The following is a 14,465-nucleotide window of genomic DNA, read 5'->3' on the forward strand; positions in this document are numbered from 1 at the left end:
AAGTCTCATCGATAAAGATGAGACGCGACAAGGCCTTGTTGAAGAACCGCTTTCGGCGATTGATCCAAAGATCACGCGCCTTGGCGATCTCTGGTCTACGCTGCTCGCTTGCCTTGAGGCTTTTTTTATTGCTCAGCCCAAGTCGGTGTAGAAATCGCCCGACCGTGGCGCGGTGGACTTCAATACCGCGCTCCGCGAGCGCAACGCACAGTTCGTCCAAAGTCGTTTCGCCACGGGCGGACATCTGCTCGCGGACCCAATCACCATGAGCCAAAAGCTTCACACTACCAGGCGGGTGGCCCTGCCTGGCGGCGGCCAGACAGCCGGATGACCGATACAGGATCATCATGTTGTTGACGAACCGAGGCGAAACACGGAAAGCCGAGCGGCTTCCCGGTGACTATTGCCCTCATTCACAAACGCAACGACACGCTCACGCAACTCAATCGGATGCGGCTTGCCCATGGTGCATCTCCTTCCATGAGACAAGTGAATCACAGATCAAGCCAAACGGGAATCCCGAATCCGGTTAACAGCGACATGCTTTAGTGCCGCTTGCACCGCATCTATTCAATAGGCGTTTCACCATCATTCTACTTTGCTTGATGGTTCTGCCACATATCCGCGTCACGCATGCCTGCCCTTCTCATCAGCGCCTACAATGATATCAAAGATCTTTCCCGCGCAGGATTAGCAACTTGTATTCGACGCTGCTCGGAGCGGTGTGAAATATATTTCATTATGTGAATTATATTGACATAGCAAATTTCTTCCGATTATCTGGCTTTACCGGATTTCGAGGAGGAGGTTCGGTCTTCAGGGTTCATCGGCCGCTCGGTAGGGCGACAAAGGATATTGGGAGGGGCTTCGGCCTCAAGGAGGGAACTTGCGCAATTTTCTAAGCACATCCGCAGCGGCGATCCTAGCAACGACGCTATTCACCGGCGTGGCAAGGGCGGAAACGGAAAACCCGTTTCGCTGCAAGCCGGGCGAAAAATATGTCATGAACGTCATGGTTTCGGGCGTCGAATATTGGTTCCCGGTTTACGAAATGTTCAAACAAGCCGGTCAGCAGTTCGGTTGCGAGACAGCCTATACCGGCACGCCGGAATATGACGTCAACAAGCAGATCGCTACCTTCGATCAGGCGCTGGCCCAAAATCCGGCGGGCATTCTTGTCCACCCGATGAACTCGGACCCCTTCGTTGAGCCGATCAACCGGGCGATTGATCAGGGCACTGCCGTCGTCACTTTCGCTGCGGACTCACCACTCTCGAAACGTATTTCGTTCATCACTTCGGACAATACCCGCGAAGGCACCTATGCCGCTGACGCGATTGCAAAGAAGATGGGTGGCAAGGGCGAATATGCCGTTCTCGAAAATCCGGGTCAGGATAACCATGACAAGCGCATAGCGGCTTTCATCGCCCGGATGGATGAAAAATATCCAGACATGAAGCTCGTTGGTCGGGCGGCCTCCAACCAGGACCCTAACAAGGCCTATCAGGGGCTTATGAGTCTGGTTCAGGCACACCCAAACCTGGGCGCGGTTTTCATGCCGGAAGCCAACTCGGCGATCGGAGCCTCCCAGGCCAATCAGGAAAGCGGCGGCAAGATCCTCGTCATGTGTGCCGACGTCAATGCCAACATTCTCGATATGATCAAGGCTGGACAAGTGTTCGGCTCGATCAACCCTAATCAGGGCATGCAAGGCTATATGGGCTTCTTGATGCTGTGGCTCGCCAAACATCCCGAACTCATTGACCCGATGAACGACTCCAAGCGTTCCGGCTTCAATCCGATGAGCATTCCATTCGTCGACAATGGGCTGTCGATTGTTACGGCAGAGAATGCGGACGACTTTTATTGGGACAAGTACCTGAAGCGGCGGGGCACCAAAGGGATCGACGAGTAACCTTTTGTGTCGGCCATCCGGGATGGTTAAGTTCCGTATGGCCACCGCACGCTTGGGGAGGAGCATGTCATGGTGTCTGTGTCCGTTTTGGAAATCCGCAACGTGAGCAAGCATTTCGGTGCGGTGAAAGCGTTAACGGACGTGAACTTCAGCCTCGCGAAGGGCGAAGTTCATGCGATCTGCGGCGAAAATGGCGCGGGGAAGTCGACGCTCATGAACATCATTGCCGGTGTGGTGCAGCCGACAGAAGGCGAAATCCGCGTAGAGGGTTCGCCGGTCCGGGTAACGTCGCCCACCATTGCGCAGGCTCTTGGGCTTGGTCTTGTCCATCAGGAAATTGCGCTCTGCCCCGATGTGACCGTGGCCGAGAACATGTTCATGGCGACAACAGATCGTCGCCGTTCGCCCTTCATGAACTACGCCGAGTTACAGCGGACCGCGCAGGCAGTGATGGACCGGCTGGCACCGATTGATGTGCGCCGCAAGGTCTCGGAACTGTCGATCTCCAACCAGCAACTGGTCGAAATTGCAAAAGCATTGACGCTCGATTGCAAAGTTCTGATCTTCGATGAACCAACGGCGGCGCTGACGGAAGCCGAGACAAAGGTTCTGTTCGGTATTATCCGAAACCTGAAATCCCAGGGAATATCGATCATCTATATCAGCCACCGCATGGCCGAAATCTTCAGCCTGTGTGATCGGGTCACCGTGCTGCGCGATGGGCGCTATGTTTCGACAGAGAACGTCGCGGACCTGACGCCGGATGATATCGTGCGTCGTATGGTCGGTCGCGAGATTACGCAGCTCTATCCTGAAAAGCAGGCTTTGGAAGAGCGTACGGAAGAAACCGTTCTGAGTGTCCGTGGTCTTGGGGACAACAGCCGTTTCAAAGACGTCAGTTTCAACTTGCGACAAGGCGAAATTCTGGGTGTTGGTGGGCTGATTGGATCGGGACGTACCGAAATCGCCGAAGGCATCTGCGGATTGCGCCCTGTTCACGAGGGCGAGGTGTTTCTGTATGGGCAGAAGCTTCGGGCGAAGTCTTACGCCGACGCAGTGCAGGCGGGGGTTGTCTATCTCTCGGAAGACCGGAAGGGTTCCGGGGTCTTCCTCGATCTTTCTATTGCCCAAAACATTGCTGTCCTGGACCTGAAATCGCTGACCGGACCGCTAGGTCTATTGAACTCCAAGGCTGAAGCCGAACGCGCACAAGAACTCACCCGTCGGCTCGGCGTGCGAATGGGCGGGATCGGCATGCCTGTCTCGTCGCTTTCGGGCGGCAATCAGCAGAAGGTGGCCATAGCCAAGCAGCTGGCGGTCAATCCGAAGGTCATCCTGATGGACGAACCGACGCGAGGCATCGATGTTGGTGCGAAATCGGAAATCCACCGGCTGCTGCGTGATCTCGCGCGCTCCGGAATTGGCATCATTGTGATTTCATCGGAACTGCCGGAACTTCTCGGCCTTTGCGACAGGGTGCTGGTCATCCGGGAGGGTAGGGTTATGGGTGAAGTCGAGGGCGAAGCGATGACGGAACAAGCGATCATGCGGCTTGCGTCGGGCATTGATGACCCCAAGAATTCGAAGGCATCACAGCATGTCGCATGAACAGGAAACAGGGGCTGGGAAGACGGTCATGACGAGCGCAACAGTGACAACAACCTATGGAAAAGGCGCCTCAGGCTGGAAACGGCTGGGCACGATGCGCGAAGCGGGACTGATCGCGATCATTCTGGCGCTTTGCATCGCCATGAGCTTCGCGTCGCCGCACTTCCTGACATTTGGCAATTTTCGGGCCATGCTGATGTCGTTTTCGGTAGAAGGCATTGTCGTTGTTGGTATGACGATCTTGTTGATCGTCGGCGGCATCGACCTGTCGGTGGGTTCGGTCGTCTGCTTCTCGATGGTTCTTTCGGGGACATTGTTTCTGATGGGGCTCGACCCCTGGAGCGCATCGCTGATCGGCATTATCGCCAGCGGATTGATCGGCTGTGTCATGGGTTTCTTCGTTACGGTCGTGGGCTTGAACCACTTCATCACATCGCTGGCAGCGATGGTGATCGTACGCGGCGTCTGCCTGATCATAACCAAAGGCACCCCGCTGTCGCTCTTCACCTTGCCGCCATCGTTCAAGGCGATCGGGCAGGGCACGTTTCAGGGCGTCCCGATTGTCATTCTGATCTTCGTCGCCGTGGTCGTATTTTTCGATTTCCTGCTGCGTCGTGCAACGGCCTTCCGCAAGGTTTTCTACACCGGCAGCAACGAGAAGGCAGCGCTCTATTCCGGCATCAAGACCAATCAGGTGAAATTCTGGGTAACAGTACTTTGCGCCACGCTGTCGGGTGTGGCAGGCGTTATCTACATGTCCCGCTTCGGTGCAGCGACGCCCACCTTCGGTGTTGGCATGGAACTCAACATCATTGCCGCTGCCGTGATCGGGGGCGCCTCGTTGAGTGGGGGCTCAGGCACGATCCTGGGGGCAATTCTCGGTATTGCCCTGCTTTCGGTGGTCACAAGTTCGCTGATCTTGCTAAACGTCTCTGTCTATTGGCAAGACATGATCAAGGGTTGCATTCTGCTTGCCGCCGTATCGATTGACCATTTCCTTCATAAGCGGAAGGCTGCCTGACATGCCGATTGCCAAACGGAAACCCGCTAACGCGCCGCGCGAGGAAATTGTCGTCGCAAGGCAGATGCATCAGGCCCTGGTCCTGCATTTTCTCGAAGGATTAACACAGGCGCAAATTGCCGACCAGCTTGGCATCTCGCATGCGACGGTAAACCGCCTCATCAAGCGTGGTCGCCAGCTCGGCCTCGTCGAAATCAAGATCAAGTCGCCCGTCGAACCGCTGGTCGACATGGAGGAACAGCTTCTGGCGCTCGGCGGCATCGGTCGTGCCGTGATCGTACCGACCGTGTCTGACAATCCGCAAACGGCTCTTCAGGCGGTTGGTGAGGCGGCAGCCCGTTTGCTGCTTGAAGAGATTACCGACGGAGATACGATCTGCATCACCGGTGGCAAGGGCGTCAGTGCCGTAGTGGCCGGGCTTCAGGCGCAGCGGCCCTTCGCTGTGGAGGTGATCCCGGCGACCGGTTGTGTGCAGGGAAAGCATTATACCGACGTCAATCACGTCTCAACGTTGATGGCGGATCGGCTGGGCGGTCACTCCTACCAAATCCATGCGCCGCTGTTTGCCGATAGTGCGGCTGAGCGTGACATGCTGATGAATATGCGCTCTGTTGCCGACGTGTTCGAACGAGCGCGCGAAGCCAAGATCGCAGTGGTCGGCATCGGTTCGATCCTGACTGATGATTCAAGCTATTACGACCTGCACCCATCTTCCAGCACGGATCGCGCTGCAATCGAGCGTTCTGGCGCGGCATGCGAACTTCTTGCACATCTGCTCGATGATCGGGGGCAGGTCTGCGACTACAGCCTCAACCGTTCGCTGGTGTCATTGACGCTGCCCGAATTCGCTTCGATCCCGACCAAGATCGGTGTGGCGAGCGGGCCGAACAAGGCAGCGCCGATCCTCAGCGTTCTGCGCGGCAATCATCTGGATACGCTGGTGACTGACGAGGCAACGGGCGCTCGGGTATTGGAACTGGCGAATGGCGAGGGGAAATGGATATGAGCGGGCAACAGTTGATAAGAGAGATCGGCAAGTCCGGCGTCTTCGCTTCGGCAGTCGGGCTGGGAACCTGGGCGATCGGCGGCTGGATGTGGGGCGGCACCGACGAAAAAGAATCTATCGCTGCGATACAGGCTTCGCTCGATGCCGGTGTCACGCTGATTGACACTGCGCCAGCCTATGGGCTTGGCCGCTCCGAAGAGATCGTCGGAAAGGCATTGGCCGGACGCCGCGAGAAGGCGGTTATTGCCACCAAATGCGGCCTTGTCTGGCATACGCGAAAGGGGCGGCACTTTTTCGATCAGGACGGCAAGCCGGTCCACCGATACCTCGGTCGCGATGCGATCCAGCACGAGGTTGAAGAAAGCCTGAGAAGGCTTGGAACCGACTATATCGACCTTTACATCACCCATTGGCAGGACCCGACGACACCGGTTGAGGAGACGATGCGGGCGCTGGAGGATCTTCGAACCTCCGGCAAGATCCGGGCGATTGGAGCGAGCAATGTCAGTCGCCATGATCTTGATGCCTATATTGCGGTTGGCGGTCTGGATGCCATTCAAGAACGATACAGCATGATCGATCGTGAAATCGAAGCCGACCTTTTGCCGCTCACCCGGGACAAGGGCATCGCGACATTGAGCTATTCGTCGCTGGCGTTAGGGCTCTTGTCCGGCGCGATAGGTGCGGACCGGGTGTTTTCTGGCGACGATCAGCGCAAGGACAATCCGCGCTTCTCCGTCGGCAATCGGCAGAAGGCGACGGCATTTGCCGAAACGATCCGACCGGTTGCTGAAAAGCACAGTGCCAGTATCGCTCAAACGGTGATCGCCTGGACGCTTGCGCAGCCCGGCGTGACCTTTGCGCTCTGTGGAGCGCGTAACCCGGCACAGGCGATGGACAATGCACGGGCTGGAACAATCCGGCTGGACGCTGCCGATCTTGCCGCCATCGATACGGCCATAGCGGTGAAACTGACTGACATGGACAGGTAACGGATCGCCATCATGAAGCGTGAAGAGATATTGGACGGGATCCGCCAGATCCCGAAGGTGGACGTGTGCGTGATTGGCGGCGGCATCAATGGCGTCAGCGTCTTCCGGGAACTCGCGTTGCAAGGGCTGAACGTATTGCTGGTGGAGAAGCACGATTATTGCTCGGGCGCCAGTTCGGCCCTCTCACGCATGGTCCATGGAGGGCTTCGCTATCTGGAAAATGGCGAGTTCAAGCTTGTGAAGGAGTCGCTGGCCGAGCGTGATCGCCTGCTGCGCAATGCGCCGCATTATGTTGCGCCGCTCCCGACGACAGTACCTGTGTTCGATATCTTCTCCGGTCTTGGCAACGGCATCGTCCGGTTCCTGGGGTTAAGCCGCCGGCCCAGCCGCCGCGGTTCCCTCGCAATCAAAGCTGGCCTCTGCATCTATGATTTCTTGACGCGAAAGCGGGCACTGATGCCGCGTCACCAGTTTCGCGGTCGTCGCACGACACTCAAAAAATGGCCCGCGCTCAACCGCAATATCAAAAGTTCCGCAACCTATTTTGACGCCTGGGTGAGCCATCCAGAGAGATTGGGGATCGAACTGCTGAGGGATGGTTTGGAGGCGGGCGGTGATGTTTGGGCGCTGAATTACGCGGAACTGCGCCGCACAGAGGATGGGCGCTATCGCGTTGAAGACCATCTCGGCGGCACCTCTGTTACCATCGATCCGGCGTTGATCATCAACGCCACCGGCGGCTGGATCGACATTGCCAATGAAGCACTTTTTTCACCGCGAGCGCGCCCGGCGCCCTTGATGGGCGGCACGAAGGGCTCGCATCTGATCATCGACAATGCGCAATTGCGTGACGCGCTTGCCGATCACATGATTTATTACGAGAACGAGGATGGGCGAATTTGCATCCTCTTTCCCTATCTCGGCAAGGTTCTGGTCGGCTCCACGGATATCCGGGTGAACAATCCCGAAGCGGTGCGTTGCGAGGCGGATGAGCGGGACTATATCCTGCAATCACTCGCCTTCGTCCTGCCAGACATCAGGATCAGGCCTGACGAGATCGTCTTCCAGTTTTCTGGCGTAAGGCCATTGCCCACCAGCACTGACAGCTTTACCGGTCGCATTCCACGGGACCATTTCTGTAAGGTCATCGAACAGAGCGACGACGGCCCGTCAGTGTTGTGCATGATCGGTGGGAAATGGACGACATTCCGCTCGTTTGGTGAAATGGCAGCAGATATCGTTCTGGAAAAGCTTGGTCGGCAACGACTTGTTTCGACAACTGATCGCGCAATCGGCGGCGGTCGCGCATTTCCCACAAACGCGCCGGTTTGGCTGGCTGGCCTGGCGACAGCGAGGCGTATGTCCGAGGTGCGCATGGCTCAATTGTTCGAGCGTTATGGTACGCATGCCGAGACAGTTGCCGACTTCATCGCCGCAGGACCGGAAAGGCCACTGCCACACCCCGGTTATTCCGAGCGTGAAATCCTGTTCCTGATCCGGGACGAGGCAGTCGAACATCTCGATGATCTGCTTTTGCGACGAACGACGCTGGCCGTTTCGGGCGAGCTTTCGCTCGACATGATGGATGCCGTTCTCGACCTGCTTTCACAGGAAAAGCGCTGGACCACCACACAGCGTGCCATTGAGCGCGCCCGTTTTCTCAACCTTCTCAGCGAGCGCCACGGCGTCAGCGAAATCATGCTTTCCGCAAGGAACGAACAAAGGAGTACAGAATGCGACACAATAGCAAAGTCCGGATGAACAGGCTGTTTGGCGGCGGGCGCTGCCTTGACGTAGCTATCGATCACGGCGTCTGCAACGAGCCGTCCTTTCTGGATGGGCTGGAAGATATTCAGTCTGTCGTCAAGGCGTTGGTCGAGGCCGCACCGGATGCGATCCAGATGAATTACGGCCAGTCAGACCTTCTACAGGACATTCCGGGGAAGGACAAACCGGCTTTGGTCATGCGTATCGATATGGGCAACCCCTATAATCGCATCCGCCACCGTGACATGTGGGCGGTGTTGCAGAACGAAGCAGAGCCGTTGATCGGTGCAATCGAGATGGATGCGGCTTGCGTCGTCGTCAACCTCTTCATGCTGCCGGACGAGCCTGAGTTGTTCCGTCAATGTGTGCAGAACATTTCCCGCGTGCGAGCCGATTGCGACAAATACGGAATGCCGCTTATGATCGAGCCACTGGTCATGCAGCCGGTCACCGAAAAGGGCGGCTATATGGTCGACGGTGATGCCGAAAAAATTGTGACGTTGACGCGGCTTGCGCGCGAAATGGGCGCGGATATCATCAAGGCGGACCCGACGAATAATGTGGAAGATTTCCACCGCGTGGTCGAAGCCGCACGGTGCCCGGTTCTGGTGCGCGGTGGCGGCAAGGAAGATCTTCGTGCGGTGTTCGACAAATCTGCGAACTTGATGCGGCAAGGTGCGTTGGGCATGGTCTATGGGCGCAACATTTATCAGCATGCCAATCCCAATGCGGTCGTGCGAGGGTTGATGGCCATTATCCATGGGAATGCGAGCGGGGAAGAGGCATTCGAACTTTATCTGAAGGGCTAAAGCAGAGATTTTGGACCTTGGGAGGGGTTCTGTATGGGAGAATATCTTTTAGGGCTCGACGCTGGAAACACCGTTATCAAGGCGGTGATCTTTGACCGAACAGGTAATGAAATTGCGGCTGCTTCCGAGGAGGGACGCAGCCGCATGCCATGCCCAGGCCATGTAGAGCGTGGTCTGGATGAGCTATGGACGAACGCACGGCACGTGATCCGTAGCTGTATCGAGCGTGCAGGGATATCGCCGGCTGAAATTATCGCAATCGGTTGCGCAGGCCATGGCAACGGACTTTATGCGCTGGACCGGGATGGCGCGCCGCTCATCGGCATCCAGTCGATCGATACGCGTGCGACCGGGCTGGTCGAGCAATGGGCCGCTCGGGGTGTGGGCGAGCGCACCCAGCCGATCGCGCGCCAGCGCCCCTGGCCATCGCAGACGCCGACCTTGCTTGCATGGTTGAAACGAAACCGGCCGGAGTTGTTCAGCAACATCGGCACGGTGTTCTTCTCGAAGGATTTCGTCGTCAATCGCCTGACTGGCCAACGCGTCAGCGAGGTTTCGGACATGTCCGGCGCGGGTCTGCTCAATCTGGCGACGCGCCGCTATGACAAGACCTTGATGGCAGCCTATGGCCTTGAAGATTGTATTGACCTCCTTCCTCCGCTGATCGAAAGCGCTGATATCGCGGGTACTGTCACGCAAGAAGTTGCGGCGCAGACGGGGCTCGCTGCGGGAACGCCGGTGGTTGGGGGGCTATTCGACGTTGTCGCTTCGGCGCTCGGCTCAGGCGTCTCGCGCACCGGTAGCGCCTCAATCATTGCAGGCACCTGGAGCATCAATCAGGTCATTATCGACGGACCGGACCTCAATGAACCGGTATTCATGTCCTCGACATTTGATCGTACCCGCTACATGGCGATGGAGAACAGCGCGACCTCGGCCGCCAATCTGGAATGGCTGGTCAAGGAGTTCTTCGAAGGTGAGAATGCGGACGGTGGTTCACCCTTCGATGCGTGCTGTGCCTTGGCCGGAGCGATCACGCCAGCAGCGGACGATCCGCTTTATCATCCCTACCTCTATGGTGCCCAGCAAGATGGTCACGCTCGCGCTGGTTTCTACGGTATCGCGGGTTGGCACACCAAAGGACATCTTGTTCGGGCGCTTCTCGAAGGTGTCGCTTTCGGTCATCGCCAGCATGTCGAGAGGATTCGCAGAGCGGGTGCCGTGTTCAACGAAGCCGTGCTTTCAGGCGGTGGGGCTCGCAGCCTGATATGGCCTCAGATATTCGCGGACATACTCGGCCTTCCTGTATCCGTCAGCCGTTCGCGTGAAACTGGTGCGCTCGGAGCGGCGATTGCCGCCGGAACCGGTGTCGGGCTTTTTGCCGATTTCAGCGAAGGTGCAGCCGCCATGGTCAAGGCCGAGCGGCATTACCTTCCGGACGCGTCGCTGGAAGGGCATTACGCCCGGCGCTATGCCCTTTTTAACGATATAGACGAGGCTATGAGACCGATCTGGCGGCGGTTGAATGCGACACAGTCCGCCGATTACGGAGTGCCGAGGGAAACCAGCTCGCCCTGTTGCCAGACGGCATGAATTTTTCGCGTATTGGTGATGTCATCCAGCGGGTTGGCATCAAGGACGATCAGATCGGCCCGCTGTCCTTCGGCAATCTTGCCCCTGTCGGTCAATTTCAGCAGCGCCGCGGCCTGCTCGGTTGCTACGCCGATTGCCTGAACGGGCGAGAGTCCTGCATTGACCAGATGTTCCAACTCGCGATGTTCGGCGAAGCCAGGTATACGTTCTGGAAATGCACCTGCATCCGCACCAAAGCCGAATTTTACACCGCCAGCCTCTATCAATTTTGACAAATTGCGGAGGTTCATTTCCACATCTCGTCGCGCTTTTTGTGCCCGTTCGCTGGTAGCTGTCTTTTCGCGCCATTCTGCGCTGGAAAACTGGTCTTTCAGTTCAGGGCTTAAAGCCGATTGCAGGAAGGGGTTTTCCAGTAGCGAAGGCTGGTCGGCGAAAATATAAGTTGCTTCGTCCATGTGCACCGTTGGAATATACCACGTACCCTTCTCGCGAAGAGCATCGATAAACTCCTGATCGATCTCAACGTCGCGAACACCGTGGGCTAGAATATCAGCACCCGCAGCGACCAGCTTTTTGGCGTGGTGGAGTGTGTAGACATGGGCGGCGACAGCGAAACCCAGTTGGTGTGCTTCATCGATTGCTGCGCGAAAACAATCCTCGCTCATCGGTTGGATAGGTCCGAATGTGTCGATCCATAGCTTGATGATATCTATCGGTTGCTGCGCCATTTGGCGAACGACCTGACGCGCTTCTTCCGGTATCTGCGGACGTGGTGACAGACCGTCAGGGGCAAATATTCCCGCACCTGCTGTCATGAAGGACGCACCGTATTGCGGGTTATTGCGCATGTTTTCGCGGGTTTTGGGCTCGGGCGTGGGGGTCATGCCCAGCGAAACCACCGTGCCGATACCGTAAGCCTGAAACTGGCGTAACGCTGCATAAGCGTTTTCCGGTGTGAAATTATGTCGTCCGCCCGTCGTGCCCTTGATAAGCCCGACATGGGCGTGGTTGCTGGTGAATGCGGGGATCAGATATCGTCCTTGATAATCGACAATCTGCGCATTCTGCAAAGCTGCTGCCGTATTGTCCGTTTCGTTAAGGACCGCTGAAATAGTTCCATTCTCAATCAGGATCGCGCCGGGGCCAGACATCTCCTGGCCTATCAGCATGCGTATATTGGTCATCGCCAGTCTTGTGCCGCCACTACCGTAATTCCGTGTGTAGGCGCTGTTCGGTGCTATGCCACCGGCTATAAGTGTACCGATAAGAGTATTCACATTGCGTCGGGTCAATTTGGTCATCGTGATACCACTCCTGGGTTAGATTGAGAGGTAGGACGCCTTTGGCGAACAATGTTGCTGGCTGTGATGTAGGGACCTCTTGAGATGCTGGCCGGAGCCATATCGGGTCTGATATGGCTCCGGTTTGATGGAGCTGATGCTAGAATGGATAATGCTGCTTGGGGTCTTCGATTGTGATCCATCGAAGATTGGTAAAACTGTCTATGCCTACGGACCCGCCAAATCTACCAGAGCCGCTGTCTTTGACGCCGCCGAAAGGCATTTGTGGTTCATCTCCCACCGTCGGCCCATTGATATGGCAAATGCCGGCATCAATTTTACGCGCAACCTTGAGCGCGCGGTCGATATTCTGGCTGAATACGGCAGAGGACAGACCATACTCCGTGTCATTTGCAAGCTCGACGGCATGATTGTCATCGCGGGCGCGCACCACGCAGACGACCGGTCCGAATGACTCCTCGCGAAACAGACGCATTGCGGGTGTAACCCTGTCGACAATCGTGGCTGGCATGATTGTTCCGCTTGCCGTGCCCCCAGTTGTGATTGTGGCACCGGATTCTTTGGCATCGGCAACCAGTTCGAGCACCCGATCAACTGTGCCTTGCGCGACGACAGCGCCCAGAGCGACTTTCTCGCGTGGATTGCCGCTTGGCAATGCTGAAGCCCGTGCCGTAAACCTGGTCACGAATTCATCGGCGATTTTTTCATCGACAATGATGCGTTCGGTGGACATGCAGATTTGCCCCTGATTCATGAAGGCACCGAAAATCGCCGCGTTGACGGCGCCATCAAGATCGGCATCATCCAGTACGACCAATGGCGCCTTGCCTCCCAGTTCTAGAAGCACAGGCTTGAGGTGTTTGGCAGCTTCAAGAGCGATGATCTTCCCCACCCGCGTGGAACCCGTGAAGTTGATCCGCTTAACGAGAGGATGCGTTACAAGCGCGTTGACAACTTCCGGTGCGTCATCAGCGCTGTGGCTGACAATATTGAGAACACCTTTTGGCAGACCCGCTTCAATCATTACGTCGCCCAGCATGCGATGCAGTCGCGGGCACATCTCGGACGATTTGAGAACAACCGTATTGCCACAGGCAATGGGCATCGCAAAGGCGCGTACCGCCAAAATGACAGGGGCATTCCATGGCGCCATTCCAACCATGACGCCAACAGGTTCGCGTACGGCCATGGAAAGGGTTCCAGGCTTATCGGATGGAATGATCTCGCCCTTGATCTGGGTTGTTGCGGCGGCGACTTCGCGCAGGATTTTGGCAGCCAACCCGACGTTGAATCCGATCCACGGGGCAGTCGCCCCGGTTTCAGCGATGCCGCAGGCGGTGAATTCGCCGATCCTGGCTTCGAGAAGATCTGCTGCTTTGAGCAGGATGGTGCGGCGCTCGCTCGGGCCGACTTCGGACCATTCTGCGAAGGCTGTTGCCGATGACTTGACGGCCCTGTCGATATCAGGCTGCCGGGCGGCGGGCGCTACAGTGGCCTCTTCTCCGGTGACGGGGTCAATACGGGTAAAGGTCGCGCTGCCCAGTGCCGGAACATCCTGGCCATCTATCAGCAGTCCAATATTCATCTAATCCTCCCATTTTTGGAATTGAGGTGTGTTCAACTGGCGTGGGTTGCCGTTCCGTAGAAGGCGATCTGCACTTTCTTTGCGGCAGCCCGGAGTTTGGCTGCGAGATCATTGGCGATCAGCGGTTCCATCCGGCTTTTTGAACTGAAGACTGAAAGGCCGCAGATCATTTTGCCGGAGGGGTTAAGGACTGGCACAGCCAGCGCATAGACATCGGGCTCCCGTTCACCCCGATTAAACGCAAGGCCGGACTCTCGAATATCCTGCAGTTCGGCGATGAGCCCCGACCGGTTTGGCACAAAGCCCTCATTGATCGCCTTGAGCTCAACGCGCTCAAGATAGGCATCAAGCGCGGTTTCACTTAAATGGGCGAGCCACAATTTGCCATGCGCGCTGGCATAGGCTTCAAGATGACTGCCAAGCTGTATCGATACGAACATCGGCCGATCCGGCAAGGCACGGGCGATACAAATCGCGCTTTCACCGTCAAAACTGGACGCAAGTGTTGCTTCGCCAACGTCCTTCGTCAGTTGGTCGAGCACAGGCTGCAAGGCGCTGCGCAAATTGTCTGCTCCGGCGGCGCGTTTTCCCAGTTCGGCCAGTTTGTAGCCCAGTCGATAATGTCCACGCGAAACCGCCACGAGTGCGCCTGCAGCTTCGAGGGTTTTCAGAAAACGGTGCGCTGTTATCGTATTCAACCCCAGGCGCGATACGACATCGCTTGATCCAATCTGGAGCAGCTGATCGTCGAATAAGTCCAATATCTGGAAGGCCTTAATAACCGATCCATTGGCCTGGCTCATGACGCATTTTTCTCCCTACAGAACGCGATATCCGCAAAATTCCGAAGCGTGTTGACAAACGAAGC

The 14,465-nt window shown here is 56.8% G+C and carries 12 protein-coding genes; 8 read left to right on the forward strand and 4 right to left on the reverse strand.

Features of this window, described 5'->3' with window-relative positions:
* A partial coding sequence (locus ABWW11_RS10595; protein WP_353410086.1) for a winged helix-turn-helix domain-containing protein occupies positions 1–349 on the reverse strand: 349 nt, incomplete at its 3' end.
* Positions 350–886: 537 nt separating this feature from the next.
* Between ABWW11_RS10595 and ABWW11_RS10600 the strand changes: the two genes are divergently transcribed.
* The 8 genes from ABWW11_RS10600 (at position 887) to ABWW11_RS10635 (ending at position 10,711) form a co-directional block, all read left to right on the forward strand.
* The gene (locus ABWW11_RS10600; RefSeq protein ID WP_109366271.1) at positions 887–1,915 is read left to right on the forward strand and encodes a substrate-binding domain-containing protein; all 1,029 of its coding nucleotides are present in this window, start codon (positions 887–889) and stop codon (positions 1,913–1,915) included.
* A gap of 69 nt (positions 1,916–1,984) precedes the next feature.
* The gene (locus ABWW11_RS10605) at positions 1,985–3,523 is read left to right on the forward strand and encodes a sugar ABC transporter ATP-binding protein (RefSeq protein WP_109366270.1); all 1,539 of its coding nucleotides are present in this window, start codon (positions 1,985–1,987) and stop codon (positions 3,521–3,523) included.
* A 28-nt stretch (positions 3,524–3,551) separates the two neighbouring features.
* Entirely contained in the window at positions 3,552–4,544 is a 993-nt protein-coding gene (locus tag ABWW11_RS10610; RefSeq protein WP_109366269.1) for an ABC transporter permease, read from the forward strand.
* Between the two features lies 1 nt (position 4,545).
* A complete protein-coding gene (locus ABWW11_RS10615; protein ID WP_109366268.1) occupies positions 4,546–5,550 on the forward strand; it encodes a sugar-binding transcriptional regulator in 1,005 nt (334 codons plus the stop codon).
* The gene (locus tag ABWW11_RS10620; protein ID WP_109366267.1) at positions 5,547–6,542 is read left to right on the forward strand and encodes an aldo/keto reductase; all 996 of its coding nucleotides are present in this window, start codon (positions 5,547–5,549) and stop codon (positions 6,540–6,542) included. Before ABWW11_RS10615 ends, ABWW11_RS10620 begins: the two co-directional genes overlap by 4 nt.
* Before the next feature lie 12 nt (positions 6,543–6,554).
* The gene (locus ABWW11_RS10625; protein WP_109366266.1) at positions 6,555–8,303 is read left to right on the forward strand and encodes a glycerol-3-phosphate dehydrogenase/oxidase; all 1,749 of its coding nucleotides are present in this window, start codon (positions 6,555–6,557) and stop codon (positions 8,301–8,303) included.
* Positions 8,276–9,118, forward strand: a complete 843-nt coding sequence (locus ABWW11_RS10630; protein WP_109366265.1) for a class I fructose-bisphosphate aldolase — start codon at positions 8,276–8,278, stop codon at positions 9,116–9,118. Before ABWW11_RS10625 ends, ABWW11_RS10630 begins: the two co-directional genes overlap by 28 nt.
* 33 nt (positions 9,119–9,151) lie before the next feature.
* Positions 9,152–10,711: an FGGY-family carbohydrate kinase gene (locus ABWW11_RS10635; protein ID WP_109366264.1), complete on the forward strand. Its 1,560-nt coding sequence runs from the start codon at positions 9,152–9,154 to the stop codon at positions 10,709–10,711.
* Here ABWW11_RS10635 and ABWW11_RS10640 read toward each other — a convergent pair.
* The 3 genes from ABWW11_RS10640 to ABWW11_RS10650 form a co-directional block, all read right to left on the reverse strand.
* A complete protein-coding gene (locus tag ABWW11_RS10640; RefSeq protein WP_109366263.1) occupies positions 10,663–12,012 on the reverse strand; it encodes an amidohydrolase family protein in 1,350 nt (449 codons plus the stop codon). The two genes, ABWW11_RS10635 and ABWW11_RS10640, sit on opposite strands and share 49 nt — an antisense overlap.
* 139 nt (positions 12,013–12,151) lie before the next feature.
* A complete protein-coding gene (locus ABWW11_RS10645; protein WP_319080677.1) occupies positions 12,152–13,597 on the reverse strand; it encodes an aldehyde dehydrogenase in 1,446 nt (481 codons plus the stop codon).
* Between the two features lie 32 nt (positions 13,598–13,629).
* A complete protein-coding gene (locus tag ABWW11_RS10650; RefSeq protein ID WP_109366261.1) occupies positions 13,630–14,400 on the reverse strand; it encodes an IclR family transcriptional regulator in 771 nt (256 codons plus the stop codon).
* Positions 14,401–14,465: the final 65 nt, after the last annotated feature.

Source organism: Brucella sp. NBRC 113783 (assembly GCF_040372265.1).
Lineage (GTDB): Bacteria > Pseudomonadota > Alphaproteobacteria > Rhizobiales > Rhizobiaceae > Brucella > Brucella teleogrylli.

Bases quoted from the DNA above. Each gene is read 5' to 3' on its own strand.
- ABWW11_RS10605 (WP_109366270.1), top strand. From the start codon at position 1,985: ATGGTGTCTGTGTCCGTTTTGGAAATCCGCAACGTGAGCAAGCATTTC.
- ABWW11_RS10610 (WP_109366269.1), top strand. From the start codon at position 3,552: ATGACGAGCGCAACAGTGACAACAACCTATGGAAAAGGCGCCTCAGGC.
- ABWW11_RS10615 (WP_109366268.1), top strand. From the start codon at position 4,546: ATGCCGATTGCCAAACGGAAACCCGCTAACGCGCCGCGCGAGGAAATT.
- ABWW11_RS10620 (WP_109366267.1), top strand. From the start codon at position 5,547: ATGAGCGGGCAACAGTTGATAAGAGAGATCGGCAAGTCCGGCGTCTTC.
- ABWW11_RS10625 (WP_109366266.1), top strand. From the start codon at position 6,555: ATGAAGCGTGAAGAGATATTGGACGGGATCCGCCAGATCCCGAAGGTG.
- ABWW11_RS10630 (WP_109366265.1), top strand. From the start codon at position 8,276: ATGCGACACAATAGCAAAGTCCGGATGAACAGGCTGTTTGGCGGCGGG.
- ABWW11_RS10635 (WP_109366264.1), top strand. From the start codon at position 9,152: ATGGGAGAATATCTTTTAGGGCTCGACGCTGGAAACACCGTTATCAAG.
- ABWW11_RS10640 (WP_109366263.1), bottom strand. From the start codon at position 12,012: ATGACCAAATTGACCCGACGCAATGTGAATACTCTTATCGGTACACTT.
- ABWW11_RS10645 (WP_319080677.1), bottom strand. From the start codon at position 13,597: ATGAATATTGGACTGCTGATAGATGGCCAGGATGTTCCGGCACTGGGC.
- ABWW11_RS10650 (WP_109366261.1), bottom strand. From the start codon at position 14,400: ATGAGCCAGGCCAATGGATCGGTTATTAAGGCCTTCCAGATATTGGAC.